Raw genomic sequence first — 19,749 nt, 5'->3', positions numbered from 1 at the left:
CGCCCGTGGAGATCGTCTCCCCCACGCGGGGGAGGTCCGTTGTCAGTGGCGGCTGGCACGATGACGAAATGGTCCGCTTGCTGCGCCCGTTGGGTCGGGCGGTGACGTACACACGGCTGCTGCATCTGTTCATCGGCATCGTGTGGCCGAGCATGTGGCTGTTCGTGCAGGAAGCGTGGTGGATCTGGCCGGTGGCCGCCGCCGCGCTCGCCCCCGCCGCACTGGTGCCCGCGATGCGGACCGCGGAGGGGCTCCAGGCGAGGCTACTGCTGACCGGGCACCGGCACGACCACGGGAGCACGAACATCGTGGTCGCGCCGTCGGCATCCTGGGGCGACCGGGGACGGCTCGTCGTCTGGCTGGAGGCACGGCTGCTGCTGGGCTACGCGACCGTCACATGCGTCGCCCAACTGCTCTTCGGCACGGTGCACCTGCTGTCGGCGCCGTTCGACCGGGACTTCGAGGAGGGTGGACTGTTCACCCTCGGTGTCCGCGGCTGGTGGAACGTCCTGCTGGTGCCCCTGCTGCTGGTCGCACTGGCGGCGACGGTGGTCGCCTCCGGCCACCTCATCACGGCACTCGCCCGCCGCCTCCTGGGCCCCACGCCCGCCGAGCGCCTCGCGGCCATGGAGGAGCGCACCGAACAGCTCCTGGAACGCACGCGTATCGCCCGTGAACTGCACGACTCCATCGGCCATGCCCTGACCGTCGCCGTGGTGCAGGCGGGCGCCGCCCGCGCGGCCCGCGACCCCGCCTTCACCGACCGGGCCCTGGACGCCATCGAGGAGACCGGCCGGGCCGCCCTGGAGGACCTGGAGCGGGTTCTCGGCATCCTGCGCGAGTCGGAGCGGCCGGTCAGCAGCCGACCGACGCTGACGGACGCGGACCGTCTGCTGGAGTCCGCGCGGGCGTCGGGCGCGAAGGTCGACGTCGAGCTGACGGGACCCTTGGACACCGTGCCCGGCCCGGTCTCCCGCGAGGGCTACCGCATCCTCCAGGAATCGCTGACCAATGTGCTGCGGCACGCGGGCGCGGTCCCGGTCGGGGCACGCATCGCCGTCGCGGACGGCACGCTCACCCTTGAGGTCCGCAATCCGCTGACCGCCGACATACCCGGGCCCGGCCGGGGCAGTGGCCTGCGCGGGATACGCGAGCGCGCTGCCTTGCTGGGCGGACAGGCGCGGACCGGCCCCGACGAGGGTGACTGGCAGGTACATGTTGAGCTGCCGCTGAGTTGATCTAGGCTGGCCGGATGCCGGTCACCGTCCTCCTCGTCGACGACGAACCCCTCGTACGCGCGGGTCTGCGGGCCGTGTTGGAGGCGCAGCCCGACATCGAGGTGGTCGGGGAGGCCGCCGACGGGGCGGCGGTGATCCCACTGGTGCGGCAACTGCGGCCCGATGTGGTCGCCATGGACGTACGGATGCCGCTGCTGGACGGGATCGAGGCCACGCGCGCGGTGCTGCGCACGGTCGACGAGCCGCCGAAGATCCTCGTCGTCACGACCTTCGAGAACGACGAGTATGTGTACGAGGCGCTGCGGGCCGGTGCCGACGGGTTCCTGCTGAAGCGGGCCCGGCCAGCCGAGATCGTGCACGCGGTGCGGCTGGTCGCCGAGGGCGAGTCGCTGCTGTTCCCCGCGTCGGTGCGGCAGCTGGCCGCACAGTACGGCGACGACGGCGGCAACCGGGCGGCGCGCGCGGTACTGGAGCGGGCCCGGCTGACCGAGCGGGAGGCCGAGGTGCTGCGGCTGATGGCACGCGGACTGTCGAACGCGGAGATCGCGGCCCGGCTGGTGGTCGGGACGGAGACGGTGAAGTCCCATGTGAGCGCCGTCCTGGCCAAACTGGGGGCGCGGGATCGCACGCAGGCGGTGATCACGGCTTACGAGTCGGGGTTCGTGGCGCCGGGGTGAGCCCTCCCCCGGACCGGGGCGCGGACAGCCGGACGGACCGACCAGTAGGTCCGGGGGGTGCCCGACACTCGCCCGGGTTCGCCACTGCGAGTACCATCCGCCCAACATGCGCACGAGCTGGGAGGACGGACGTTGGGGCCACTGACCGGCGGGGATCCCTCGCTGCTGCGAAGGATCAACTCCGCGGTGGTGCTGCACGCGCTGCGTGCCACGGACGCCGCCACGCTGACGGAGATCACCCGGGTGACCGGGCTGTCCCGGCCCACCGTCGAGGGCGTCGTCGAGGGGCTCATCGAGGCGGGGTACGTCGTCGAGAAGGCGGCCGACGAGAGTGTCGTGCGGCGCCAGGGCCGGCCCGCGCGCCGGTTCCGGTTCCGGGCCGAGGCCGGTCACCTGCTCGGCGTGGAGATCGGATCGCATCGGGTCGCCGCGCTCCTTGCCGACCTGGACGGCCGGATTCTCGGCGCCATCGCCAAGGACGTCGACGAGACGGCTCCGGCCGACGAGCGCCTCGATCGGGTGCGTACGGGCGTGGTCGAGCTGCTGCGCAGGGCCGGTGTGGCGCGCAGCTCGCTGCGGGCTGTCGGGGTCGCGACGCCGGGCATCGTCGAGGCGGACGGGACCGTGCGGCTGGGCGCCGCGCTTCCAGAGTGGACGGGGCTCAGGCTGGGCGAGCGGCTGAGCCGTTCCTTCAAGTGCCCGGTCCTGGTGGAGAACGACGCCAACGCGGCGGCCGTTGCCGAGCATTGGAAGGGCTCCGCCACCGAGTCCGACGACGTGGTGTTCGTCCTGGCCGGGCTGAGCCCCGGCGCCGGTTCGCTGATCGGCGGTCAGTTGCACCGGGGTTTCGGCGGCGCGGCCGGTGAGATCGGCGCACTGCATCTGCTGGGCCGCGAGGCGACACCTGAGACGCTGCTGTCGACCACGGACGAGCCCCTGCGCCCCCTGGACGAGCACGCCGTCGCCAAGGTCTTCGCCCAGGCCCGCGACGGCGACCAGCAGGCCCTCGCTGCCGTCGATCGCTTCATCCAGCGCCTCGTCCACGACGTGGCCGCGCTCGTCCTCGCCCTCGACCCCGAGCTGGTCGTCGTCGGCGGCTGGGCGGCCGGCCTGGACGGCGTACTGGAGCCGCTGCGCCGCGAACTGGCCCGCTACTGCCTGCGTCCGCCGAAGGTCGCGCTGTCCCTCCTCGGCGAGGCCGCCGTGGCGACCGGCGCACTGCGGCTCGCTCTCGACCATGTCGAGGAGCAGCTGTTCGCGGTCGAGGGGACCGTGACGGGGCGACGCTGACGGTCACCCGGTCGACGCCGGTCCGGCGCGCCGCCGGCAGGCAGCGGCGCGACCTCTGCGCCACCCAACGCGACGCGCCCCGGAGTCGATCCGGGGCGCGAGGCATGTGCCGGTACGACGGTCAGGACGCCTGGCGCTCCGGGCCCTGGTGGATCTCCACGCCGCCGGAGTCGCCGAAGGTCAGCCGGCAGGTGTCCGCGCGGTACGTGGCGACGGAGAGCGCGGCGGTGCGGCCGTCGGCGAGGTAGCGGGTGGTCACGACGAGGACGGGCGCCCCCGGGAGGCGGTCCAGCTCCTTGGCGTCGTCCGCGCGGGCCGAGCCCAGCTCGACGGCGCTGTCCTGGCCCTCCAGCTCCAGGCGCTGCAGCTCGCGCAGCACGGCACGCGCGCGTGCCGCTCCGGCCGGGGCGTCGATGGCGGAGAGGTCGGGCACCGAGGACTGCGGGATGTAGAGCAGTTCGGCGGCGACGGGCTGGCCGTGCGTCACGCGGGAGCGGCGCACGGTGTGCACGGCCTCGTCCCGGCCGCTCTCCAGGGCGTCCGCGACGGACGCGGGCGGCACCGCCAGTGCGCAGTCCGCGGGCTGCCAGACGTCGTCGGTCGCCCCCGGCCAGGCGTGCTGCTCGCCCCCGACGGACACGCCCACGCGCGGCGGCGCGACAGTCGTACCGACACCGCGGCGGCGCTGCAGCCTGCCTTCCAGTTCGAGCTGTTCCAGGGCCTGCCGGAGCGTGGCCCTGGCGACGCCGAAGCGGGCTGCCAGGTCGCGTTCGTTGGGCAGAATCTCGCCAACGGTGAACTCGGAGTCCAGTGCCTCACTGAGCACGGTCCTCAGATGCCAGTACTTCGGTTCCGGCACCGTTTCCAGCTGCGTGGTCCCCACCCTGTCCTCCGCAATCGCCGTGGCCCGTCGGCGTTTTAGCGCCCTTGTTTATTAAAGGTTGTTGCACTTATCTGCGACCATAGGGCGGCCCCCACCCTTGGTCAATACCAATCGCCGGGAACGTTCACGGGACGGCTCGCGCCGCCACCGCCGGGACGGGGCGGTGAGAGCTACGCCGTCGCCAGCGACGTCAGCTTGTCGGGGTTGCGGATGATGTAGACCGACTGGATCTGCCCGTCCAGGACGTCCAGTTGGAAGACGCTGTCGGGCTTGTCGCCGGACCGCACCAGCACCGCGGGGCCACCGTTGATCTCCAGGAACCGGAAGGTGACATCGGGGACGCCGTTCCGGGTGACGCCCACGAGGAAGCGCCCGACCTTGTCGGCCGTCTCAAGGACGCGTACCGGCGCCTTGGCCTTGCCGCCGCTGTCGCCGACGAGACGGACGTCCGGGGCCAGCAGCAACATGAGGCCCTCCAGGTCGCCCTCCGCCGCCGCGGCCAGGAACCTTTCGGTGAGATCGCGTCGCTGGGCGGGGTCGACCTCGTACCGCGGCCGCCGCTCGTCGACATGCTTGCGGGCCCGCCCGGCCAGCTGGCGCACCGCCGCCTCGCCGCGGTCGAGCATGGCGGCGATCTCGGCGTAGGGGTAGCCGAACGCCTCCCTGAGAACGAACACCGCCCGCTCCAGCGGCGACAGCGACTCCAGGACGACAAGCACGGCGAGGGAGACGGAATCAGCGAGGACGGCCCGCTCGGCGGTGTCCGGGACGGCGTCCCCGAAGTCGGTGACGTACGGCTCCGGCAGCCAGGGACCGACGTAGGTCTCGCCTCGCGCCTTGACCTGGCGCAGTCGGTCGATGGCGAGCCGGGTCGTGATGCGCACCAGGTAGGCGCGCGGTTCGCGCACCTCGGACCGCTCGGCGCCCGACCAGCGCAGCCAGGCCTCCTGCACCACGTCCTCCGCGTCGGCCACACGGCCGAGCATGCGGTAGGCGACCCCCAGGAGGACGGGGCGGTGCTCTTCGAAGACGTCGGTCTCGGTGTCGGTGGTCACCGCTCCATCCCAGCCGACGCGTCCGGCCGTGTCCAGGCGAAATCGGCGCCCTCCACCCCGTGTCGTTCAACCTCGGTGGGCGCGGGGCGCGTTGGGGAGCACGCGAGCCCGATGTCCGCGACGGTCAGGGTCTACCCGTCGGTAGCAATTGCTGACAAGCTGTCTACGGCCGTCCGTCAGCGTGTCCCAGCCGAGGAGCAACCCCATGTCCGCCACCGTCTCCTTCCAGGTCGCCTCTCCCCACGGCCCGCAGAGCGTGAGCGTCGACTACACGCGCGTGGGCAGCGGCGAACCGCTGCTCCTGCTGCACGGGATCGGGCATCACCGGCAGGTCTGGGAGCCGGTGATCGACATCCTCGCGACCGAGCGCGATGTGATCTCCGTGGACCTGCCCGGCTTCGGAACGTCCCCGGGCCTGCCGAACGCCCTCTCCTACGACCTGGCGACGACGACGGCCGTCTTCGGTGCCTTGTGCGAGGCCATGGAGCTCGACCGGCCGCATGTGGTGGGCAACTCGCTGGGCGGCCTGATCGCACTCGAACTCGGCCGCGAGAAGCTCGTGCGGTCCGTCACCGCCCTCTCCCCGGCCGGGTTCTGGTCGGAGGCCGAGCGGCGTTACGCCTTCGGCGTGCTGCTCGCGATGCGGCAGATCTCCCGCCGGTTGCCGCTGCCGCTGGTGGAGCAGCTGTCCCGGTCGGCGGCCGGCCGTACGGTGCTGACGAGCACGATCTACGCCCGTCCCGGCCGCCGGTCACCCGACGCCGTGGTCGCCGAGACCCTGGCGCTGGCGCGTGCCACGGGCTTCGACCAGACCCTCGACGCCGGCCGGGCCGTCCGGTTCACCGACGACATCCCCGGGATCCCGGTCACCGTGGCCTGGGGCACCAGGGACCGGCTGCTCGTGCGCCGCCAGGGCGTGCGCGCCAAGCAGATCATCCCCCGGGCGCGCCTCGTCAGGCTGCCCGGCTGCGGCCACTGCCCCATGAACGACGACCCGGCCCTGGTCGCGCGCGTCATCCTCGACGGCAGCCGCTGACCCACGCGGGGCGCGCGCCAACGCGCCCGACCCCAGGACGACTCCGGCGCCGACCAGGGCGCTGCCCAGCGCCTGTACGGCGCCGTAGGAGCCGGTTCCGACGAGCGGGGCGGTGCAGGCGGCGGCCACCGGGATGAGGCCGGAGAAGAGCGTGGCGCGCTCGGCGCCGATCCGCTGCATGCCCATGTACCAGCACACGAAGCCGACCACGGTCACGACCACCGCCTGCCACAGCAGAGCGGCCGCCTCGGTGGTGCCGGGCCGGCGCAGCCACGCGGTGCCGTCCAGGAGCAGTCCGGCCGCCGCGGACTCGACCGCCGCGACAGCGCACACCGCGGCGGACAGCAACCGCGGGCCCAGCGGGCGCAGCACGGGCACGGCTAGGACGGCGAAACCGACCTCGCCGACCAGCGCACAGGCGGAGAAGGCGATGCCGGCGCCGTCCGTACGCCCCCAGCCCTGGACCGTGACCGCGCCCGCCGCGACCAACAACGCCCCGTAGAGGACGGTCCGTTGGGGGCGGCGCTTGTCCAGCAGGGGGACGACCACGGCCACGACCACGGGCGCGCAGCCGACGAAGACTCCGGGAACCGCCGGTTCGGCCGTGCGCTCGGCGGCGATCACAGCCAGGTTGAAGCCGACCATACCGACGGCGGCGAGTACCACGAGGCGGGCCCACTGACGGGCCGCGAGCGCGCGCAGCCGGGCCAGGGCGCCACGCCCGGCCAGCGGGATCAGCAGGAGGCAGGCGAGGGCGTAGCGCAGGAACTGGCCGCCGGCGTACGGGTAGTCGCCGAGGAGGCTGTTGGCGGTGAAGGATCCCCCGACGAGGACGCAGGCGAGCGCGGCGAGCAGGGCTCCGCGCGTGGTGGTGGCGTTCATGGCAGCGACGGTAGGAAGCGCAGCGGCCCGGATTAAGGTCCACTTTCATGACGCCATCGCAGACCAATCCGGCCGGGAGGGCGGCACGGCACGCCTCGGAGGCCTCGGAGGCCTCGGCAGACGGTTCCTCGGGACGGGCGAGCGGCCCCAGCGGGCGGGCGCAGCCTCAGCGGCGCCGACCGCAGGTGGCCCGCAGCCTCCCGTGGACTCCGCGGCCTGGGAGTTGCTGCTGCCTGCCGCGTCGGCGCCGGCACGCGCGCGTGGGCGTTCGCTGCAGGCCGCGCTGCGTGAGGCGGTGCGGTCGGGGCGGCTGGCGCCGGACACCCGGCTGCCGTCGAGCCGGGATCTCGCGGCCGATCTCGGTGTGTCGCGCGGGCTGATCACCGAGGCGTACGAGCAGCTGACGGCGGAGGGATACCTGCGCAGCGGCCGGGGTGCCGGAACCTGGGTGGGCAGTGCCGTACGGGCCGCCCGGCCACGCGCGCGTGATCTCGCTCCACGCGCCACCGGCGCCCACGCCGACTTCGTACCCGGGACACCGGACATGTCCCTGTTCCCGCGCGCGGCGTGGGCTGCCGCGCAGCGCGGGGTGCTGGCCGAGCTGCCGCACCACGAACTCGGCTATCCCGACCCGCGCGGGCTGCCCCGGCTGCGTACCGCGCTGGCAGAACTGCTGGCGCGCCGCCGGGGCGTGGTCGCGGACCCCGAGCGCATCGTGGTCGTCTCCGGGGTGGCGCAGGCGACGACCCTGCTCGGGTTCGTGCTGCACGCGCGCGGGATGCGCGAAGTGGGCGTGGAGAACCCCGGGAGCCCGCAGCACGAAGCGCTCTACGCGGCAGCGGGGGTGACCACCGTGCCGCTGCCGCTGGACGACGAGGGGCTCGCCGTCAGACCGTTGCGGGAGTCCGGCGTACGGTCCGTCGTCACGACCCCGGCGCACCAGTTCCCCACCGGCATCGCCTATTCCGCGCGCCGCCGTGCCGAACTGCTCGACTGGGCGCGGTCCTTCGACGGATTCGTCCTGGAGGACGACTACGACGGCGACTTCCGGTACGACCGTGCGCCCGTCGGCGCGCTCCAGGGGCTCGACCCCGAGCGCGTCGCGTACGCGGGATCGGTCAGCAAGTCCCTCGCACCTGGCCTCCGGCTCGGCTGGCTGCTCGTGCCGGAGGCGCTGGCCGAGGATGTCGTCGAGCGCAAGCGGACCATGGATCTCGGCCATCCCACCCTCGATCAGGCGCTGTTCGCCCGGTTCCTGGAGCGCGGCGACTACGACCGCCAGCTGCGCCGGTGCCAGCGCGCGTACCGGGAGCGCCGCGACACCCTCGTATCCGCCCTGGAAAAGCACTTCCCGGGCACGGAGGTGACCGGGATCGCCGCGGGCCTGCACGTCATCGCCGCGCTGCCGGAGCGGTACGGGCCCCAGGAGCGGTTCCTCGCGCGCGCGGCCGCGGCCGGGGTGGCGGTGCGGCCTCTGACGGACTACACACACGCGCGTGCCGGGGAGGGCGGCCGGCCGGGTGTGCGGCTGGTCCTGGGATACGCGCATCTGTCGCCGACGCGGATCCGGGCGGGTGTACGGCTCATGGCCGAGGCGGTCGTTGCGAGTCCGCGCTGATCGGCACTGCACGGGCGCCGCACGGGCACTGCACCCGGCACGCCGGTTACCTTGCGGATGCGGTCGGTTGTTCACTTGTGGTTTCCGTGTGCGCTGCGGCGCACCAGTAGTTGTGGCACTGCACACTGGCCGGATCCCGCCTCTGGAGGCCTTCATGTCACACCATCCGTCCCCGGGCCGCCGCAGCGTTCTGCGCGGCTCGCTCGCCGCTTCGGCGGCGCTCACCCTGCCAACGGCACTCGGCTCGGCACCGGCGTTCGCCCTGTCGGGGCGTCCCAAGGCGGGCTGGGGCGTCCAGACGGGCGACGTGACCTGCGACTCGGGGCTGGTGTGGGTGCGGTCCGATCGTCCGGCCCGGATGATCGTCGAGACGTCCGCGACCGAGTCGTTCCGTAAACCGCACAGATGGCACGGCCCGCTGCTCGGCGCGGACACGGACTTCACCGGCACGACCCGACTGCGCGGCCTGCCGTCCGGCGAGCAGATCCACTACCGCGTGCTGCTCGCCGACCCGGACGACCCGCGCCGCACCGGTGAGCCGGTCGCCGGCACGTTCCGTACGGCCTCCGCGCGGCGGCGCGACGGGGTGCGCTTCGTGTGGTCGGGCGACCTCGCCGGGCAGGGCTGGGGCATCAACCCGGAGTTCGGCGGCTACCGGATCTACAACGCGATGGCGGCGCTGGACCCGGACTTCTTCCTCTGCAGCGGCGACAACATCTACGCCGACGGCCCGATCACGGCGTCGGTCGCGCTGCCCGACGGCAGCACTTGGCGGAACATCACCACCGAGGAGAAGTCCAAGGTCGCCGAGACCCTGGCCGAGTTCCGCGGCAACTTCCGCTACAACCTGCTCGACGACAACCTCAAGCGCTTCAACGCGCAGGTTCCGTCGATCATCCAGTGGGACGACCACGAGGTCACCAACAACTGGTACCCCGGCGAGATCCTCGCCGACTCCCGCTACACCGAGAAGAACGTCGACGTCCTGGCCACACGCGCCCGGCAGGCGTTCTCGGAGTACTTCCCCATCTCCACCCTGCGCCGCCCCGACGGCCGCGTGTACCGGGTGGTCAACCACGGTCCGCTGCTGGACGTGTTCGTGCTGGACATGCGCACCTACCGCAACGCCAACTCGACGGACGACCAGGCCACCGACGCGCAGGGCATCCTCGGCGCCGAGCAGCTGAGGTGGCTCAAGCGCGAGCTGTCCCGCTCGCGGGCGGTGTGGAAGGTCATCGCCTCCGACATGCCGCTGGGCCTGGTGGTACCGGACACCGGCGACGGCAAGCCGAACGTCGAGGCCGTGGCGCAGGGCGACCCGGGAGCTCCGCTCGGGCGGGAGCTGCAGATCGCCGAGCTGCTGCGCTTCATCAAGCACCGCAGGATCACCGGCACCGTGTGGCTGACCGCCGACGTGCACTACACGTCGGCCCAGCACTACCAGCCGTCGCGGGCCGCGTTCACCGACTTCGAGCCCTTCTGGGAGTTCGTCTCCGGCCCGCTCAACGCGGGCGCGTTCCCGGCGAACACCCTCGACAACACCTTCGGTCCGGACCGGGTGTTCATCAAGGCGCCCACGACCGCGAACGTCTCGCCCGCCGGCGGCTACCAGTTCTTCGGCGAGGTCGACATCGACGGCGGCAGCGGCGAGCTGACGGTGCGGCTGCGCGAGTCCGACGGCACCGTGCTGTTCACGCAGGTCCTGCAGCCGGGCCGGATCGGTCAGTAACTCCCGTGCCCGGGAGGCCGTAGCCTGGAATCCGTGCCGCGCACCGGCGTCATCCCCCGGGGCGCGGCACGGTCGTATTCCCCGCCCCAGACGGTGTCTTCGCAGGTCAGAGTCCATTGTCAGTGGTCGCCTCTACGGTCTTTCCATGACGCGATCTTTGCAGGCCGTGGCCTACAGCCGACCCTCCGTGCTGGAGTCCGCGGCGGACGGACAGCGCCTGGGGCTCGAGACCTCACGGGGTGCGACGCCCTCGGGCGTGGAGGACCATCCGCGTTTCTTCGCAGGCTTCCTGACGTCTCCTCAGGTGGCTTCCGCCGGGCTGCTCGCGGTGGCCGACGTGGCGGCGGCGCGGTACTACCAGCGGCAGTTGCGCGCCTCTCTCGACCCGGTGGTGACGGGGAACGGCGACCGGCTGCGCTTCGAGTCCTTCTCCGGCTGCTGCGGGGTGTACGCCCGCCTGGACGTGCTGGAGTCGGGCCTGGACGGCGGCGAGGTGGGACACGGCACGACGAACGTCGACGTCAACAACCCCCTGCGTGAGGCCCTGTCGAGGATCGGCGCGGACGATCCGCTCCATCTGCGGGTGGGTCCGCAGGAGTTGGCGGTGACCACGCTGGACGGCCCGGTCGTGGAGAAGAAGGTGCCCCTCCCCGACCGCTGGCTGCGCGGCTTCGCGGAGGCGCAGGTGATAGCGGCCGGCTTCGACCTGCGGGCCGAGCTGCCGGCCGCGGAGGCGGTGCGGTTCCTGCGGGCGCTGCCGCGCGGTGGGGCGCGGGGCGCCTCGATCGGCGCGCGATGGGTGGTGTCTTCGGGGAGCGGGCTGCGGCCGACCATGCGCGCGGTGCCCGGTGCGGTGTGCCTGCCCGGCCCCGAGCGGCTGGTCGCGCTCCAGCGGGTGCTGAGGCATGCCACGGCTCTGCGGGTCTACGGCCCTTCGGTCACGGGCGGCGCCGCCGCGACGGCCAGTGCCTGGGAGGTGGTCCTGCCGGGCATGCGGCTGACCCTGACGCTGTCACCCGACGCCTCGCGCGGCTTCTCCGGCGAGGGCGGTGTCCTGGACGCCCTCGCGGCGGACGAGGCCGCCGAGGACGCGGAGCTGATCGCGGTACTCCTCGCGTGGGAGCCTCGCGTCGAGGTGACCGACCTGTCCACCGCCTCGGGACTCACGCCCGAGCGCGTCCGGGCGGCGCTGGTCCGCCTGGGCACGTCGGGGCGGGTCGGATACGACACGGCGGAGGCGGCCTACTTCCACCGGGAGCTGCCGTACGACGCCGAGCGCGTGGAGCGCCACAACCCGCGGTTGCGTTCGGCACAGGCACTGGTGGCGGCGGGCGCGGTCGCGCTGGACGGCGCCATCGGGACGGTGACGGCCGAGGACGGGCATGTGCACCGGGTGCGCGACGCGGCGGGCGTGCTCAGCTGCAGCTGTCCGTGGTGGGCGAAGTACCGGGGTGGGCGCGGGCCGTGCAAGCACGCGCTGGCGGTGCGGATGGTGCGGCGGGGCATCGCCGCTGCGGAGCGGGACATGGCACGAATCGACGGGGGTGCGCGATGAGTTCGCTGATGGAAGCGGTCCGGGCCGGGCGGACGGCCGAGGTGGTGAGCCTGCTGGACGGGATGACGGATGCCGAACGACGGGCGGTCTTCCCGGAGTTGAAGGCGCTGCGCAAGGAGCTGAGGGCGGATCAGTGGACCGCGCAGGCGCGCAGCGCCTATCCCACCCTGCATGCGGCGGGGACCGCCTGCCAGACCGGTGCGGCCGGCGTATCGAGTTGGCTTGCGGCCTCCGACATGCGCTGGTGGCCCGCTCCGCCCGGGGTGCTGATCGACCTCCTGGGCGACCGGTCCCCCGGCTGGCTCGGCGACGTGGCGCACCGGCTGGCCGAGCGGCCGACCAGCTCGCGTGTGCCGTACGAACTGATGGCGGGACTGGTGCGGCTCTCCGGCTGCCCGGTGCCGACCACGGAGGCCTATGTCCACGGGTGGGTGGAGCACATCGGCCATGTGTGGCAGCGCGGTGACACGATCCTGGACCGGCTGCGCAAGGACCCGCACCTCGCGCAGCTCGCGGCCGCGCTCTTCGAGACGAACGACATCGGCAGCCGTCTGGCATGGACCGCGGACGAGGGTCCGAACAGCTGGACCGAGGCGCTGGCTACGCTCACCGCCGACGGCGTCCTGGACCGGAAGGCGACGGTCGACGCATGCCTGGCCCGGCTGTTGCGCGGCGGTCCGGCCGCCGACCACCGGGTGTTCCTGCGCATGCTGCGCGCCCTCGCACTCACCCGGGACGAGGAGCGGGAGCACACGGCCGAGTGGCTGGCCCTGGCTTCCGACGCCGCGTCCGTGGTGGCCGCGCACGCCCAGTCGGTGCTGGCGTCGCTGGCCCTGGACGGCGAACTGACCACCCGTCAACTGGCCGAGATGTCGGGCGCGGTCCTCTTCCGCACCGAGAAGAAGCTCGTGCGCGCCCAGCTGGTCCTGCTGGGCAACGTTCTCGCCCGCGACGCAGCCGCAGCCGATGAGCTGCTGCCCGCCGCCGCCCAGGCCTTCGGACACGAGGACTCGGACGTGCAGGAGCGGGCACTGAAACTGGTGGAACGGCATGCGGGCAAGGTCGGTACGGCCAAGACACGGGAGGAACTCGGCTGCGCCGCCGTACAGTTGATCCCCACGCTCCGGATGCGAGCCGCCCGGAGCCTGGGGGCGTCCTCCGTGGCGTCGGAGCCGGTGCCCTACGAGGAGATGCTGCCGCCCGCGCCTGAGCCCGTCCGACTCGCGCCCGCACCCGAGTCCGCGGAGGAACTGGCCGAGGAAGTCGGCGCGTTGCTTGCGTCCGACGATGACGTGGCGGCGTTCGAGCGGGCCCTCGACGGACTCGTGCGGCACGCGTACCGCGATCGGGACGTGCTGCTGGAGGCACTCGACCCCGTCGTGGCGCGCCGCTGGTGGGACGGTCGGGAACAGGCGTACGCGTACAGCGCGGACGACTACTTCACCAGGCACCACGGCCTGATCAACGCGGCGCACGGTCTCGAACTCCTGCTGGCGACGCTGCGGGGCAAAGTGCTCACGACCACGCTCCACAAGGCCCTCCACAGCGGGACCGTCACCAGCGACTGCGGCCACAGCCCCCTCACCCGGGCCTTCGAGGCCCGCATCTGGGAGGTGGCGTACCGCATCCGCACCGAGCCTCTGCCGTTCCTGCTCTCCACGCCCACCTGGGGCACGGGCCTGCTGGAGCCGCACGAGTTGGTGACGCGTCTCGACGAGTACCGACAGCTCGGCGCACGGGTGTCGAAGGCCGACTTCGCGCAGGCGCTGCTGCGGGTCCGACGCGGCGACCGTGCGGTGGCCGAGGCGGCCGCGGAGCGGGCGGCGGCGCTGGACACGGCGGAAGGGACGCGTCTCGCCGGGTGGCTGACAGCCGGGGCTCCGGCCGCGCCGGCGTTCCGGCGGCAGACGTCGGGGGACCGCATACTCGTCGAATCCGGGGAGATCGCCGAGCTGCAGAGCGACTTGCCGGCCGAGTTCCGTCCGTTGGGACGGCCGGTGAGCTTCGTCCAGGATCGCCGGCACTGCTGGCACTGGGGCGACGGCATGCGCCGGCACTGGCTGGCCCTGCTGCCGGAGCAGCGCGAACTCGTGGCGGTCAGAATGCTGCGCGAGATGTCGTCGGTCGCCGTCGACGACACCCGGGGCGACGCGGAGGTCCTGCCGCGGCTGGCCGAATCGGGCGGCGAGGCCGGTGACGCGGTGCACCTGGCCGTCGCGTACGGGCTGGGTGCGCGGCACCCGGAGGACCGGCTCGCCGCCGTGGACGCCCTGCTGGTGCTGGCGGCGCGCGGGCAGCTCGACGGGGCCCGGATGGGCGCGGATCTGGGGCAGTTGGTGCGGCGCGGGGCCGTGAAGCCGTCGCGGCTCGTGGAGTCGGCGCGCACCGCGGCGGCCACGGGGGCGAACGCCACCATCTGGGGGATGCTCCGGCACACCCTGCCCGTCCTGCTCGAAGACCTCGCGACTGCCACCGGGGCAACCGCGCCCCCACGAGGACTCGCGGCTCTCGTGGCCGTCGCTGCGGAGTGCGCCGAGCGAACGGGGGCACGCGGGGAACTGCCGCATCTGGCGCGGACAGCGGATCGCCGTGGCTCGTCCCGGCTCGTGGCCCAGGCTCGGCGACTGCGCAGCGCGTTGACGGCCGCCTGACTCGACGAGAAAAGTAAAAAACAATACAAAAAGGTTCTTTACCGCCCGGTCACAAAGCGTTCGTGATCACGCAACACCGTTCCTTCACAGTGGATGCATGAGTCGAGACATATCTGATGTGACGCGTGCGAAATCCGGACGTTCCGCCCACCCCTGGCGGAGGAACGTCGTCCAGGTCGCCGAACTCTTCACGGCGGGGTTCCACTCATGGTGGTCACGCCGCCACGGTCACGCGCCTCCGACGAGCGATACCGGTGCCCGGCCGCGCCCCGAGGCGCAGGCCGGGCCGTCGGAGCCGTCGCCGGAGACGTCCGCGACGGTGACCGATGAAGGCGCCCTCTGGCGGATGCGGACGACAGTGCAGGACGAACCGGGGTCGCTGGCCGTGCTGTGCACGGCCCTCGCCGGCCGGCGGGTGGACATCCTGAGCCTGCAGACACATCCGCTGGCCGAGGGCACGGTGGACGAGTTCCTGCTCCGTGCGCCCGGCGGTCTCACGGCGGCCGACATCGCCCGTGCGGTCTCGGAGGCCGGCGGTGCCGAGACCTGGATCGAGCGGGCCGACGCCCACGACCTGGTGGACGCGCCGACGAGGGTGCTGGGGCTTGCCACCCGTACCGCTCTCGACGCCGCCGAACTACCGCTGGCGCTGCGTCAGTTGCTCGGCCGGTGCACCATCCGCTCGCTGCCCGCCGTGGGCGGAAGGGGCCCCGCACCGGTCCCGGTGGAGGGCGCGCTCGAGGACACCGTGATGCGGCTGCGGGCGCCGGAAGGCGGAGTGATCACCGTGGAGCGGCCGTATCTGCCGTTCACGCCGACCGAGTTCGCGCGGGCGCGGGCCCTCGTGGAGCTGGACGCCCGGCTCGGCCCGCGCGTGCCGCGCAGCCAGGACGTGCTGACCCTGCCCGAGGGCAATGACATCACGGTGCGCCGAGCGGACACCGGTGACGTTCGGGCCGCCAAGGAGATGCACGAGCGGTGCTCGACGCGGACGCTCGGGATGCGGTACCACGGGCCGGTCGGTGACGCGGACCGCTATCTGAACCACCTGCTCAGCCCCCGCTTCGGCCGCACGATCGCCGTGCAGACCGCGTCGGGCCGCATCGTCGGGCTCGGCCACCTGCTGTGGGACGGCGACGAGACGGAGGTCGCACTGCTCGTCGAGGACACCTGGCAGCGGCGCGGCATCGGCAGCGAGTTGCTGCGCAGGCTGGTGGGGATGGCGGTCGAGGCGGGCTGCGAGAGCGTGTACGCCGTGACGCAGTCGTCCAACACCGGCATGGTCGCCGCGATGCGCGCCCTGGGCCTCCCCCTCGACTATCAGATCGAGGAGGGGACCCTGGTGATCACGGCCCGCCTGGCTGCGTCGGAAGTCGAGCCGGAGGGCGCCGTGGGGGTTACGGGGCGACTGTCGAGTGCGGGTGAGATGGGGAGGGTCCAAGCGCCGTAGAGGCCAGGGGCCGTTTGACGGCCGCGGGTGCGCTGTGGCTGGGCGTGACCTGCGGTCGGGCCGCATGCCGTGCCGAAGCCGCTCCCTTGTCGGGGCGCGCCGGCGTTCCCAGCGCTGCGTCGAGATCCGCCCACAGGTCCTCGACGTCTTCGAGCCCCACCGACATCCGCAGCAGTCGGTCGCTCACCCCGGCGTCACGTCGGTCGTCCGCGTCGACGATGCGGTGGCTGATGGACGCCGGGTGCTGGATGAGGGTGTCGACGCTGCCGAGGCTCACGGCGGGGGTGATCAGACGGACGTCGGCGATGACCTCGTGCGGGTCGCCGTGGACCTCGAAGGCGATCATGGCGCCGCCGATGCGCGGATAGTGGACGCGGGAGACGCGCGGGTCGTCGGCGAGGCGGCGGGCGAGTTCGGCGGCGCTCGCCGAGGCGGCCCGTACCCGCACCGGGAGGGTCGACAGGCCCCGCAGCAGCAGATAGCCGGCCAGCGGATGCAGGACACCGCCCGTGGCGAAACGTATCTGCCGCAGCCGCCCGGCGAACTCCTCGTCACAGGCCACCACGCCCGCCATCACGTCCCCGTGCCCGCCGAGGTACTTGGTGGCGCTGTGCAGCACCAGCCGCGCGCCCTGTTCCGCGGGGCGCTGGAGCACCGGGGTGGCGAAGGTGTTGTCCGCGAGCAGCGGCACGGAGCCGCAGGCGTGGGCCACCGCCCGCAGGTCCACCTCGGCGAGCGTGGGATTCGCCGGGGACTCGACCATCACCAGGCCGGTGTCCGGACGCAGCGCCTCCGCTATGCCGGCCGGGTCGGTCCAGGTCACCTCCGAGCCCAGCACTCCGGCGGTGAGCAGATGGTCGCTGCAGCCGTACAGGGGGCGTACGGCGACGACGTGGCGCAGGCCCATCGAGGCGCGTGCGAGCAGGACGGCGCTCAGTGCCGCCATCCCGCTGGCGAAGGCGACCGACGCCTCGGTGCCCTCCAGCCGGGCCAGGGCGGTCTCGAAGCGGGCGACGGTCGGGTTGCCCAGGCGGCCGTAGACGGGTGGGCCGTCCGGCTCGGCTCCGGTGGTGGCGAAGGCGTCGATGCGGGCGGCCTCGCCGCGGCTGTCGTAGGAGGGGTAGGTGGTGGACAGGTCGATCGGCGGAGCGTGCAGGCCCTGCCGGGCGAGGTCGTCGCGGCCGGCGTGGACGGCCTCGGTGGCGAGTGCTCTCGGTGCGGTGCGTACGTCGTCGTACCCGTGCATAAGGTCGTATGCCTCCCTGCTCGCGGGGTCCATGGGCATCCATGGGCTGAAGGCCGAACAGCGGAAGACTGAACAGTGGACGGGGTTCAGCGGTGGAGGACCGTGTTACGTTCGGCCAATGGCCGAATCTGTCGCACTGGATCCGGTCGATCTGCATCTGCTGCGGCTCCTGCAGAACGACGCCCGGACCACCTACCGTGACCTCGCCACGCAGGTCGGGGTCGCGCCGTCGACGTGTCTGGACCGGGTGACGCGGCTGCGCCGTTCGGGCGTGATCCTCGGGCATCAGCTCCGGCTGGACCCGGCCAAGCTGGGCCGTGGGCTTCAGGCGCTGCTGTCCGTGCAGGTCAGGCCGCATCGGCGGGAGTTGGTGGGACCGTTCGTGGAGCGGATCCGGGCGATGCCGGAGTCGCTGACCGTCTTCCATCTGACCGGGCCGGACGACTATCTGGTCCACGTCGCGGTAGCGGACATGGCGGATCTGCAGCGGCTGGTGCTGGACGAGTTCACCTCCCGGCGCGAAGTGGCGAGGGTGGAGACCCGGTTGATCTTCCAGCAGTGGGACTGCGGGCCGCTTCTGCCCCATGACGCGCCGGAGAACACGCCCTCAGCGAAATCGGGCTGATGTGGGACAAGCGCCGGTGAAACCGGGCTGACGCGGCGCCGGTCGCCGTATGAGGATGGACCGCATGTCTGAGACCAACAGCCCGCTGCCCCGCGAGGTCGCCGACGCGTATGTCGACGAACTCATCGCCCTCGACCCGGTGACCGGTACGTACCTCGGCGTGAGGGAGAGTTCGAGCAAGCTTCCCGACCTCTCGCCCGCGGGCCAGGAGGCGCTCGCGGACCTCTCGCGGGCCACGCTCGCCCGGCTCGACGAGGCCGAGCGGCAGCCCGGCGCGGACAGTGACATCGAGCGCCGGTGCGCGCGCCTGCTGCGCGAGCGTCTCACCGCGGAACTCGCCGTGCACGAGGCCGACGAAGGCCTGCGCGCGGTCGGCAACATGGCCACGCCCGCGCATTCGGTGCGCGAGATCTTCACCGTCACCCCGAATCAGACCGACGAGGACTGGGCCGCGATCGCCGAGCGGCTGCGCGCGGTGCCGGTCGCGTACGCGGGCTACCGCGAGTCCCTCGCGCTGGGCCTGGAGCGCAAGCTGTACGCGGCCCCGCGTCCCACCGCCACGTTCGTGGAGCAGCTCACCGAGTGGTCCGACACGGGCGAAGGGCATGGCTGGTTCGAGGACTTCGTGTCCGCCGGGCCCGATGCGCTGCGCGCGGAGCTGGACGAGGCCGCCCGCGGGGCCACGGCCGCCGTGGTGGAGCTGCGGGACTGGATGCGCGACGTGTACGCGCCGGCGATCGAGAGCGCCCCGAACACGGTCGGCCGCGAGCGCTACGCCCGCTGGGCGCGCTACTTCAACGGCACGGACCTCGACCTGGACGAGGCGTACGCGTACGGCTGGTCCGAGTACCACCGGCTGCTCGGCGAGATGAAGAAGGAGGCGGAGAGGATCCTTCCCGGCGCCGCGACCCCGTGGGTGGCGCTGGCGCACCTCGATGAGCGCGGCCACCACATCGAGGGCGTCGACGAGGTCCGCGACTGGCTCCAGGGCCTGATGGACGAGGCGATCGAGAAGCTCGACGGCACGCACTTCGAACTCGCCGAGCCGGTACGCAAGGTGGAGTCCTGCATCGCCCCGCCCGGCGGCGCGGCGGCGCCCTACTACACGGCCCCCTCCGAGGACTTCTCACGGCCGGGTCGCACCTGGCTGCCGACGATGGGGCAGACCCGCTTCCCGGTCTACGACCTGGTCTCGACCTGGTACCACGAGGGCGTGCCGGGCCATCACCTCCAGCTCGCGCAGTGGACGTACGTCGCCGGGAACCTCTCCCGCTACCAGGCCACCATCGGCGGGGTCAGCGCCAACGCCGAGGGCTGGGCACTGTACGCGGAACGGCTCATGGACGAGCTCGGTTTCCTCACGGACCCGGAGCACCGGCTCGGCTACCTCGACGCGCAGATGATGCGGGCCGCCCGGGTCATCGTCGACATCGGCATGCACCTGGAGCTGGAGATCCCGGCCGACTCCCCGTTCCACCCGGGTGAGCGCTGGACTCCGGAGCTCGCCCAGGAGTTCTTCGGCGCGCACAGCAGCCGTCCGGCGGACTTCGTGGAGAGCGAGCTGACCCGCTATCTGACGATTCCGGGCCAGGCCATCGGCTACAAGCTCGGTGAGCGGGCGTGGCTGCTGGGCCGCGAGAAGGCACGCGAGCGGCACGGCGACGCCTTCGACCTCAAGGCGTGGCACATGGCGGCCCTGTCCCAGGGTTCCCTGGGCCTGGACGACCTGGTGGACGAGCTGGCCCGGCTCTGAGGCGGACGCCGGCGCCTGCTGCGGAAGTCACCTTCTGCTGCACGCGCCGGCATCGCCCCCC

14 protein-coding genes and 1 pseudogene are annotated in these 19,749 nt (G+C 72.6%); 11 read left to right on the top strand and 4 right to left on the bottom strand.

All coding sequences use genetic code 11. From position 1 onward, the window contains the following. Positions 1 to 68 precede the first annotated feature (68 nt). The 3 genes from ACZ7L5_RS33915 (at position 69) to ACZ7L5_RS33905 (ending at position 3,205) form a co-directional block, all read left to right on the top strand. On the top strand, positions 69 to 1,238 hold the full coding sequence (locus tag ACZ7L5_RS33915; RefSeq protein WP_471521706.1) for a sensor histidine kinase: 1,170 nt from the start codon (positions 69 to 71) through the stop codon (positions 1,236 to 1,238). Positions 1,239 to 1,252: 14 nt separating this feature from the next. Then, on the top strand, positions 1,253 to 1,915 hold the full coding sequence (locus ACZ7L5_RS33910) for a response regulator transcription factor (RefSeq protein ID WP_328883091.1): 663 nt from the start codon (positions 1,253 to 1,255) through the stop codon (positions 1,913 to 1,915). 132 nt (positions 1,916 to 2,047) lie between these two features. Continuing rightward, the gene (locus ACZ7L5_RS33905; RefSeq protein ID WP_328883090.1) at positions 2,048 to 3,205 is read left to right on the top strand and encodes an ROK family protein; all 1,158 of its coding nucleotides are present in this window, start codon (positions 2,048 to 2,050) and stop codon (positions 3,203 to 3,205) included. Positions 3,206 to 3,326: 121 nt separating this feature from the next. Here ACZ7L5_RS33905 and ACZ7L5_RS33900 read toward each other — a convergent pair whose 3' ends face one another. Both ACZ7L5_RS33900 and ACZ7L5_RS33895 read right to left on the bottom strand, forming a co-directional pair. Beyond that, entirely contained in the window at positions 3,327 to 4,088 is a 762-nt protein-coding gene (locus ACZ7L5_RS33900; RefSeq protein WP_471521703.1) for a GntR family transcriptional regulator, read from the bottom strand. Between the two features lie 170 nt (positions 4,089 to 4,258). Then, positions 4,259 to 5,143, bottom strand: a complete 885-nt coding sequence (locus ACZ7L5_RS33895) for an RNA polymerase sigma-70 factor (protein ID WP_471521701.1) — start codon at positions 5,141 to 5,143, stop codon at positions 4,259 to 4,261. A 205-nt stretch (positions 5,144 to 5,348) separates the two neighbouring features. Here ACZ7L5_RS33895 and ACZ7L5_RS33890 point away from each other — a divergent pair, with 205 nt between their 5' ends. Beyond that, entirely contained in the window at positions 5,349 to 6,179 is an 831-nt protein-coding gene (locus ACZ7L5_RS33890; protein WP_467478394.1) for an alpha/beta fold hydrolase, read from the top strand. 93 nt (positions 6,180 to 6,272) lie between these two features. On the opposite strand, the pseudogene ACZ7L5_RS33885 reads toward ACZ7L5_RS33890, so the two are convergent. Continuing rightward, positions 6,273 to 7,061: pseudogene (locus ACZ7L5_RS33885) on the bottom strand (EamA family transporter); the annotation flags it as partial. 202 nt (positions 7,062 to 7,263) lie between these two features. Between ACZ7L5_RS33885 and pdxR the strand changes: the two are divergent. The 5 genes from pdxR (at position 7,264) to ACZ7L5_RS33860 (ending at position 16,064) form a co-directional block, all read left to right on the top strand. After that, the gene (gene pdxR / locus ACZ7L5_RS33880) at positions 7,264 to 8,679 is read left to right on the top strand and encodes a MocR-like pyridoxine biosynthesis transcription factor PdxR (RefSeq protein WP_471521699.1); all 1,416 of its coding nucleotides are present in this window, start codon (positions 7,264 to 7,266) and stop codon (positions 8,677 to 8,679) included. A gap of 154 nt (positions 8,680 to 8,833) precedes the next feature. Next, positions 8,834 to 10,408, top strand: coding sequence for an alkaline phosphatase D family protein (locus ACZ7L5_RS33875; protein WP_471521697.1), 1,575 nt, complete (start codon positions 8,834 to 8,836; stop codon positions 10,406 to 10,408). A 145-nt stretch (positions 10,409 to 10,553) separates the two neighbouring features. Continuing rightward, a complete protein-coding gene (locus ACZ7L5_RS33870) occupies positions 10,554 to 11,963 on the top strand; it encodes an SWIM zinc finger family protein (protein WP_471521695.1) in 1,410 nt (469 codons plus the stop codon). Beyond that, positions 11,960 to 14,614: a DUF7824 domain-containing protein gene (locus ACZ7L5_RS33865; protein WP_471521693.1), complete on the top strand. Its 2,655-nt coding sequence runs from the start codon at positions 11,960 to 11,962 to the stop codon at positions 14,612 to 14,614. The genes ACZ7L5_RS33870 and ACZ7L5_RS33865 overlap by 4 nt, the downstream gene beginning before the upstream one ends. A gap of 97 nt (positions 14,615 to 14,711) precedes the next feature. Further along, on the top strand, positions 14,712 to 16,064 hold the full coding sequence (locus tag ACZ7L5_RS33860) for a GNAT family N-acetyltransferase (protein WP_471521691.1): 1,353 nt from the start codon (positions 14,712 to 14,714) through the stop codon (positions 16,062 to 16,064). On the opposite strand, the gene ACZ7L5_RS33855 is transcribed toward ACZ7L5_RS33860, so the two are convergent. Further along, a complete protein-coding gene (locus tag ACZ7L5_RS33855) occupies positions 16,012 to 17,310 on the bottom strand; it encodes a trans-sulfuration enzyme family protein (RefSeq protein ID WP_471522092.1) in 1,299 nt (432 codons plus the stop codon). The two genes, ACZ7L5_RS33860 and ACZ7L5_RS33855, sit on opposite strands and share 53 nt — an antisense overlap. A 118-nt stretch (positions 17,311 to 17,428) precedes the next feature. On the opposite strand from ACZ7L5_RS33855, the gene ACZ7L5_RS33850 reads away from it, so the two are divergent. Both ACZ7L5_RS33850 and ACZ7L5_RS33845 read left to right on the top strand, forming a co-directional pair. Continuing rightward, on the top strand, positions 17,429 to 17,935 hold the full coding sequence (locus ACZ7L5_RS33850) for an Lrp/AsnC family transcriptional regulator (RefSeq protein ID WP_363036860.1): 507 nt from the start codon (positions 17,429 to 17,431) through the stop codon (positions 17,933 to 17,935). A gap of 64 nt (positions 17,936 to 17,999) precedes the next feature. Continuing rightward, a complete protein-coding gene (locus ACZ7L5_RS33845) occupies positions 18,000 to 19,688 on the top strand; it encodes a DUF885 domain-containing protein (protein ID WP_471521689.1) in 1,689 nt (562 codons plus the stop codon). Positions 19,689 to 19,749 lie beyond the last annotated feature (61 nt).

This window comes from Streptomyces sp. NPDC107528 (assembly GCF_055639295.1).
Note: the sequence above shows the minus strand (reverse complement) of the source record. Positions and strands in the feature narration are given on the sequence as shown.

Excerpts from the sequence above, each read along its gene's own strand:
- ACZ7L5_RS33910 (WP_328883091.1), top strand. The coding sequence starts at position 1,253 with ATGCCGGTCACCGTCCTCCTCGTCGACGACGAACCCCTCGTACGCGCG.
- ACZ7L5_RS33855 (WP_471522092.1), bottom strand. The coding sequence starts at position 17,310 with ATGCACGGGTACGACGACGTACGCACCGCACCGAGAGCACTCGCCACC.
- ACZ7L5_RS33865 (WP_471521693.1), top strand. The coding sequence starts at position 11,960 with ATGAGTTCGCTGATGGAAGCGGTCCGGGCCGGGCGGACGGCCGAGGTG.
- ACZ7L5_RS33870 (WP_471521695.1), top strand. The coding sequence starts at position 10,554 with ATGACGCGATCTTTGCAGGCCGTGGCCTACAGCCGACCCTCCGTGCTG.
- ACZ7L5_RS33890 (WP_467478394.1), top strand. The coding sequence starts at position 5,349 with ATGTCCGCCACCGTCTCCTTCCAGGTCGCCTCTCCCCACGGCCCGCAG.
- ACZ7L5_RS33915 (WP_471521706.1), top strand. The coding sequence starts at position 69 with ATGGTCCGCTTGCTGCGCCCGTTGGGTCGGGCGGTGACGTACACACGG.
- ACZ7L5_RS33860 (WP_471521691.1), top strand. The coding sequence starts at position 14,712 with ATGAGTCGAGACATATCTGATGTGACGCGTGCGAAATCCGGACGTTCC.
- ACZ7L5_RS33845 (WP_471521689.1), top strand. The coding sequence starts at position 18,000 with ATGTCTGAGACCAACAGCCCGCTGCCCCGCGAGGTCGCCGACGCGTAT.
- ACZ7L5_RS33875 (WP_471521697.1), top strand. The coding sequence starts at position 8,834 with ATGTCACACCATCCGTCCCCGGGCCGCCGCAGCGTTCTGCGCGGCTCG.
- ACZ7L5_RS33850 (WP_363036860.1), top strand. The coding sequence starts at position 17,429 with ATGGCCGAATCTGTCGCACTGGATCCGGTCGATCTGCATCTGCTGCGG.